Annotated in this window: 8 protein-coding genes; 5 read left to right on the top strand and 3 right to left on the bottom strand. The window is 44.9% G+C overall.

Annotated features, from left to right (window positions below):
- The coding region (locus tag ACEW8S_RS00370) for an SLC13 family permease (RefSeq protein ID WP_373516214.1) at nt 1-1486 on the top strand (1486 nt) is incomplete at its 5' end.
- 67 nt (nt 1487-1553) lie between these two features.
- Here ACEW8S_RS00370 and ACEW8S_RS00365 read toward each other — a convergent pair.
- Together ACEW8S_RS00365 and ACEW8S_RS00360 are read right to left on the bottom strand one after the other, a co-directional pair.
- Nucleotides 1554-2003, bottom strand: a complete 450-nt coding sequence (locus tag ACEW8S_RS00365) for a PA2169 family four-helix-bundle protein (protein WP_373516213.1) — start codon at nt 2001-2003, stop codon at nt 1554-1556.
- A 109-nt stretch (nt 2004-2112) separates the two neighbouring features.
- Nucleotides 2113-2799 carry a head GIN domain-containing protein gene (locus ACEW8S_RS00360; protein ID WP_373516212.1) on the bottom strand — a complete coding sequence of 229 codons (687 nt, stop codon included), beginning with the start codon at nt 2797-2799 and terminating at the stop codon, nt 2113-2115.
- Between the two features lie 422 nt (nt 2800-3221).
- Between ACEW8S_RS00360 and ACEW8S_RS00355 the strand changes: the two genes are divergently transcribed.
- The 3 genes from ACEW8S_RS00355 (at nt 3222) to ACEW8S_RS00345 (ending at nt 5718) form a co-directional block, all read left to right on the top strand.
- Complete coding sequence (locus tag ACEW8S_RS00355) at nt 3222-3377, top strand: lmo0937 family membrane protein (RefSeq protein ID WP_373516211.1); 156 nt, start codon at nt 3222-3224, stop codon at nt 3375-3377.
- Between the two features lie 182 nt (nt 3378-3559).
- Nucleotides 3560-4627, top strand: coding sequence for an endonuclease/exonuclease/phosphatase family protein (locus tag ACEW8S_RS00350; RefSeq protein ID WP_373516210.1), 1068 nt, complete (start codon nt 3560-3562; stop codon nt 4625-4627).
- Between the two features lie 548 nt (nt 4628-5175).
- Entirely contained in the window at nt 5176-5718 is a 543-nt protein-coding gene (locus tag ACEW8S_RS00345) for a fasciclin domain-containing protein (RefSeq protein WP_373516209.1), read from the top strand.
- Between the two features lie 118 nt (nt 5719-5836).
- On the opposite strand, the gene ACEW8S_RS00340 is transcribed toward ACEW8S_RS00345, so the two are convergent.
- Nucleotides 5837-6250 carry a response regulator gene (locus ACEW8S_RS00340; protein ID WP_373516208.1) on the bottom strand — a complete coding sequence of 138 codons (414 nt, stop codon included), beginning with the start codon at nt 6248-6250 and terminating at the stop codon, nt 5837-5839.
- Between the two features lie 233 nt (nt 6251-6483).
- Between ACEW8S_RS00340 and ACEW8S_RS00335 the strand changes: the two genes are divergently transcribed.
- Nucleotides 6484-6812 (top strand): chemotaxis protein CheB (locus ACEW8S_RS00335; protein WP_373516207.1); only part of this gene is annotated, 329 nt, incomplete at its 3' end.

The following is a 6812-nucleotide window of genomic DNA, read 5'->3' as shown; positions in this document are numbered from 1 at the left end:
GGTTACCTTTTGCCTGTTAGCGGGCGTTTTTTCCGCCTTTATCAACGACACGGCGGTAGTCGCCCTACTCCTACCCATAGCCTTGACGGTTTGCAGGGAGACGGGCATCAGCCCCGGAAAACTATTGATGCCCATCTCTTTCGCGGCCCTTTTTGGGGGTACCTGCACCCTGATAGGAACGTCGACGAACATTCTCGTCAGTAGCTACGCCAAAAAATTCGGATTAGAGGAATTCGGCATGTTCGAGTTCAGCGGGGCGGCCCTTTGCCTGCTGGTCGTAGGGTTCACGTATCTTTTTTTGGTGAGTCCGTTTTTGCTTCCCAAAAGCAAGGATAGCGAGCATCTAACAAAAAAGGCGGAAGAATATATTACGGAGCTTGAGGTAGAAAACGATTGTCCCGATAGTAACCGCACGGTCGTAAAATCACGGTTGGTAGAAAATTTTGAAGTGCGTATTCTTTCTATTTTAAGGGATGGTATCCTAAACCACCATGTAGGACCTGAAACCATACTGTTGGAAGGGGACATCTTAAAGGTCATTGTGCCGCCCGCAAGTTTCAACAGGCTTTTAGATGCGAAAGGATATCGTATTAAGGGAGACAAACGGGAGGAAACCGACCAAAAGGATGATGCCTATCGCTTGTACGAGATCATCTTACCCTTTGGCTCGTCGTTGACCGGAAGCTCCCTACAAACTTTAAAATTCAGTCAGAAGTATAATCTTTCGGTATTGGCCATCCGCCAAAGAAACGAAATCATAATGGACAAGCTGGCCCAAGTAGCCCTACGGGAAGGCGATATGATACTGGTACTAGGCAAACAGGAAGCCATCGATCGTCTCGAATCGCAAAAGCTTATAATTACCCTTTCCGAATACGACAAGAAGAGAATCAATTTCAAAAAAGCGATTCCCGCGATCCTCATCGGCATAGGGGTCATCTTGGTCGCGTCACTCAATCTGACCAGTATTTTGATCAGTGCGATGATCGGTGCGCTACTTATGATATTAACAGGGGTTCTAAAGCCCAACGAGGCCTATAAAGCGGTAGAATGGAAAGTGATTTTCATGATGGCCGGTGTACTCTCGATGGGGGCGGCCCTTGAAAAGACGGGCGGTGCGGAGCTCATTGCCCAATTTATAGAAACCAATCTGGGTCAATATGACCCGCGGATAACGCTGAGCATCATCTATCTGGTCTCGTTCGTTTCCACCAACCTGATTTCCAGCAAGGCAACGGCCGCTTTAATGGCACCGGTGGTCATTAGCCTCGCCGCGGCCATGGAAGTCAGTTATCGTCCTTTTTTGGTGGCGGTGATGTTCGCCTGTTCCCTGACCTTTATGACGCCAATGAGCTATCCGACGAATACCATGGTCTACGCGCCAGGCAATTATAAGTTCAACGATTTTCTCAAGTTCGGCACGCCCCTGAACCTTATAACTTGGGTAGTGGCTTCCTTTGTTATTCCGTATTTTTTTCCGTTTTGAGTCGGGATGTATCAAAAAGGGCATCCATAATGGATGCCCTTTGTAGCGTAATCAATTTCTTCTTCGACTATTTCAAGTCTTCCAAGGTCTTGATTTTGTTCAAATCGGTACGGATCTTCATTTGTTGATCGCGTATCAAAGTGGCAATGCTGCTGGGCAAGGTAGTATCTTCCAAGACCTCTTCATATTCTTCGACCGCCGATTTATCGCCTCGAATGGCTTCCTCCAACATCGATTCGTCATTGTCGCCCGAGAAAAACGCTTTTACGTCCATCCAAGTTCTGTGTATAGTTCCTCCAAAGGATCCATCGTCGTCGATTTTATCGTAGTTCGCAACGAGTTCCCTTTTCAACGAGTCGTTAAAGGATTTTCGATCTCTCGCCTTTTTCTCGAAATAGGATTTTAAGCTGATACTATCCGCATTTTCAGCGGCTTTTTTATACCCCTTTTCGGCATCCCTGTTCTTTTCTAATATTTCTTCCAATTGGTCGACCATCTCTTCGTGCTTCGTGCTCATAATAATTGTTTTTAAAGATTAATAGTATCGACAAGATATTTCAATTAAAATCATGGCCGGGATGCTATTGCACAATTTTTTGACACAAAACCTTACTTTGAAAAACAAATTATTGCTTTACGATAATCGAGCCACCAAATGTATCGTTCTCATTGACCGTCTCCGGATTTCCGTAAATTTCGATCGTTCCCCCGGCGGTGACGTTGGCGTCCACCACTTCCGATGCGTTGACCGTTCCGTTGCCGCCGGCGAAGATGGTAATTTCGGTCCGGTCGGTGGCAAGGTCCTTCGCATCATATTGGCCACCGCTTCTGATATTGACCTCTTGATTTTCGGCCGTACCGGAAATTTTGATTTCCCCGCCGGTTACGGCTTTCGAATCCAAATTTTTCGCGTTTACCTTGACAGTCAATTTTCCGCCTTCCTGAGTGCGCAGGGTTAAATATTTGGCTTCAAGTTCCTCCTCCGAAGTGATTTCGGCACCTTCGTTGGCATCGATGAGGCTCAGGGCCTCTGTGTGGTACAACATGACATTGGTCTCGTTACCGTCCAACATATTTTCGATTTCCATTTTGATGTTCAATCGTCCATTATCGTTACCGATAGAAACTTTTTCCACATCGTCGCCCGATACGACCGCCTGGTTTTTATCGCTCTTGACCAAGGTAACATTGATCTGATCGAAGACCTTGATCTCATCGAAGGATTCAAGGTCGATGCTAGTGTCGTTATCCTGCGACAGTGCTGGCAATACGGTCAGCAATACTGCAAGAAATGCTAATTTCAAGTTTTTCATCGTATAAATTTAAATGAATAAAAAGTGTTTCCAATATAATGGAACAAAACTACCGCTATGAATTTCGGTGGATTGCCCCTAAAAGTACATTTGTTGACCCTAAGGGACTTGTAAGCCATAAAATGGGTTGAGAGGAGGAGTAGCATTTTCCTTCGGGGTCAACGGAAACACCATTAAAGCACAAAATCCCCAATTCAGAAGTCTACATTTACGTCAATACAATTAATAACAGTCGTAGTGCTTGATGTATTGCACTGAAATTCAGCCAATATTTACATAGGATACGATGTTAGCGTTAAAAATTTGTTTAGGTTGATTGATGATGGTCCCGAACGCTTAGGAGGTATAGGACCGGGACCATTTTTCATTTATTTCCTATTCTATGAATATCTAAGTGAATATTTAACTAAAACCTTTATATTATGAAAGACATTATTTGGATTATCGTTGTACTATTGGTCGTCGGTTGGCTGATAGGATTTTTTGCCTTTCCGGCCGTAGGAGGTCTTATACATGCCCTGCTGGTCATCGCCGTGATCCTAATTATCTATAAAGTGGTAACGGGAAGAAGCGTTTAGTGAAACAGCGAAATTGATTTCTTAAGGGTTGTTTTCAAATAGGCATTGCCAGGGCGTTACGTTCTGGCAAACCTATTTATAGGAGAGCCCCAAATTCTTTGTACATTTAAAGGCATTTCAAGTGTCATATCCATATAAAATGAAGCCACCTAAATTTCGGGCTGGCTTGCACAACACATTCTATGATCGTTAAACGATTTCTCCAGTTTTTTGGCCTGGTTACGGTCCTGTTGACCCTGATACCGCTTATCGCCAAGCAATATTGGTGGATCGTGGTCTTCGATTTCCCCCATTTTCAGCTGACCGTTTTGACCCTTATTTCGCTGGTCGCGTTTTTTATACGCTTCGATATCCATTCCAAGTTCGATATGGTTTTCGTCCTAGTCCTTGCGGGCTGTTTTACCTTTCAACTGATTAAGATCTTTCCGTACACGCCCTTGGCCGACTATGAGGTATTGCCGCCGGAGTCTTCGGATAAGGAGCGTATGTTGAGCCTATATACCGCCAATGTTTATCAGGCCAATGAAAAAACGGCCGTCTTGCTCCAGGAAATCCAAAGGTACGATCCCGATATCGTGGTATTAACGGAGACCAATTCGCAATGGACGGAAATCCTAATTAAAAATTTGGACGCCGACTATACCGAACAGATTTCGATTCCCCTAGAGAACACCTATGGCATGTGGGTCTGCTCAAAATTCCCCTTGTTCGATTCCAACGTACGATATATGATCGACGATAGCATTCCCTCCATCCACACCAAGTTGATCCTGCCCAAGAACGACACACTTCAATTGATCGCCATTCATCCCAGACCGCCCTTGCCAAGTCATAATCCCAAATCCACCGGCCGCAATGCGGAGCTGATGAAGACCGCCGAACTTGCGCGCGCGTCGAATTATCCGGTCATCGTAACGGGCGATTTCAACGATGTGGCCTGGTCCGGTACGACCGAGCTTTTTCAGCAAATTAGCGGACTGCTCGACATAAGACAGGGTCGCGGCTTTTACAACACCTATCATGCCGAATATCCCCTTGTCCGTTGGCCGCTGGACCACATCTTTATTTCGCCCGAATTCAGGAACGTTGTTGTGGAACTGGGCCAAAATATAGACTCCGACCACCTGCCGATCTACGTCAAGCTGAGCTTTGAACCTGAAGGTAAGGAGAAGCACACCATACCCGTGCCAACCCAAGAGGAAACCGAGAGGGCCGATGAAATGATCCGCAGGGGAAGGTTGGCCAATTAGAACTACCGCGAGTCCTACATCCGAGGTATCTCCCAAAATTTCGGCCAAAAGCAAATTCCAAAATTCACAAAAGAAAACATTAGTGAGGATTTATCAACTAAAATGAAGTCATCATGAGCCATAAGAATAATCCCATATCAAACAGGGATTATGATGACGGATTATGATAACAATGATGACGCCTTTTACGCCAACGACCGTTTTCAGCGGCCCAACTAAAATTTATTTACCCCAGAAGCATTTGAAAATTTAGTATACATCTTAAAATTAGATTGTCGTGAAAAGGATCAGAAAAATTTTAAGCATGTTGGCCGTGTCGAATACGGATTCGATTCAAAGGCTTTCTTGGGCATATCGGAACGTTATTGCCGGCGTATCTTTTTAGCATCAAATTATTATTGTATAGGACACGATTAGGGCTCGCAATCAGGCTATATTAAGGTATAGGGTTAGTGGGTGATAATATGGGTTCAAAGAAAATGAATCTTAAACCTGATTATCCACTGTCGACCTTAAATTTTTTTATAAACTTTTAAAACATAAATATTATGAAAATGCGAATCACTCAATTTTTTACATTGGCGGCAGCGCTGATTTTTTTCAACTTTTCTGCCTCTGCACAGTCGAGTAACGACGCCATACTTAGCAAGGTCGAAAGTCCGAAGAAATACACTACGTTTCAACTGATTTCGATGGACAAGGAGCTTTCCACCTTTGCCAATTTGGTCATTTTATCGGGCCTGGCTCAATCTATGCAGATGACCGACGGTCACACGCTTTTCGTACCTACCAATGATGCGTTCAACGATATGACCATCGAACGGTTTACGGAGTTGACAGATCCGAAAAATTCTACGGAACTTGTCGCTTTTGTCAAGCATCATGTTATGCCCACAAAGCAAATGATGGTAGCCTTTGATGACGGCCAGGTAATTACGACACCGGATGAAAATGAGATTGCCGTTGATCAAGATTCCTATGACAACGTCTTTATCAGTGGATCCAAAATAATCAAGTCCGATATAGCAGCTTCGAACGGGGTCATCCATATTGTGAACGGGGTGATCGATCCGAGTTCCGATATATTGTAATCGTAAGTGTCAGGCCTTTTAGGCCAGGCACTTTAGTAAGTGCTAAAAATACAGAAAAAGCCATGCGGGATACGTTTCCTGTCATGGTTTTTTTTTGGAAAATACCCGGGATACCGCTCTAGCCTTTTTCAATTTGGGAACCTACGGTCGCTACCGCGTCCCTAATGCTTTCCTGTAGCATCTTGATGGAATGGGCCTTGGTCAAAAAGTGCGCGGCACCGAGTGCTAGAGCTTCCTCTTTTTCCCGTTCGTGGGAAGAGGTGGTATAAATGATAACGGGTATATCTTTCAATTTCTCCTTTTTCTTTAGTTCCCGAAGGCAGGTCATTCCGTCCATTCGAGGCATATTGAGATCCAAGAAGATAAAATCGGGCGGTTTTTTTGTTTCCTTTTGCAGTTGATGCAGCGCGTCTTCCCCGTCCGACGCGCTCATGCACGTATGCGAGGGATCGATATTGCTTACGGCGTACTGAAAAAAGTCGATGTCGTCGGGATCGTCGTCGATGATCATAAAGTTTAGGCGGGTTGTCATTATTTTTGGGATTCGTATTTCGCAATGTATGAAAAAAATAGTAATTTTCACCGGCCATCCGCCATCCGCCATCCGCCATCCGCCATCCGCTAAACCCTAGCTTTTTCGGCCCTCACCGTACGTCCCTACCCTCTGAAAAATCCTTTCGACTATAAAAACAAATGTGCTTTTTTGCCTAAAAATTAATCCATACCTTTCATGAATGTCCAAAACGGCTTCCCAATACACAGCAAATGGCTACAGAAAAAGAACAGGAACCGTATCCCTTGGTCGGCATCGGGGCTTCGGCCGGGGGTATCGCATCCTTTAAAAAATTCATTTCCGCTATTCCCGAAGACTCCGGAATGGCCTATATTCTCGTGCAGCACCTTGCCCCATCGCACGAAAGCATCCTGCCCGAACTCTTGGCCAAGGTAACGAACATCCCGGTACAGGAAATCACCGATGAATGCCATATCGACCCGAACCATATTTATGTAATCCCGGAAAACAAGATGTTGGAGGTCACCGACCATGAGTTTCGATTGCTGCCCCGTGACAGGAACGTGCACAACATGCCCAT

Source organism: Pricia sp., from assembly GCF_041745955.1.
In the GTDB taxonomy this organism is placed as follows: domain Bacteria; phylum Bacteroidota; class Bacteroidia; order Flavobacteriales; family Flavobacteriaceae; genus Pricia.
This window is presented reverse-complemented; position numbering and strand designations above follow the sequence as displayed.

Excerpts from the sequence above, each read along its gene's own strand:
- ACEW8S_RS00365 (WP_373516213.1), bottom strand. The coding sequence starts at position 2,003 with ATGAGCACGAAGCACGAAGAGATGGTCGACCAATTGGAAGAAATATTA.
- ACEW8S_RS00360 (WP_373516212.1), bottom strand. The coding sequence starts at position 2,799 with ATGAAAAACTTGAAATTAGCATTTCTTGCAGTATTGCTGACCGTATTG.
- ACEW8S_RS00355 (WP_373516211.1), top strand. The coding sequence starts at position 3,222 with ATGAAAGACATTATTTGGATTATCGTTGTACTATTGGTCGTCGGTTGG.
- ACEW8S_RS00350 (WP_373516210.1), top strand. The coding sequence starts at position 3,560 with ATGATCGTTAAACGATTTCTCCAGTTTTTTGGCCTGGTTACGGTCCTG.
- ACEW8S_RS00345 (WP_373516209.1), top strand. The coding sequence starts at position 5,176 with ATGAAAATGCGAATCACTCAATTTTTTACATTGGCGGCAGCGCTGATT.
- ACEW8S_RS00340 (WP_373516208.1), bottom strand. The coding sequence starts at position 6,250 with ATGACAACCCGCCTAAACTTTATGATCATCGACGACGATCCCGACGAC.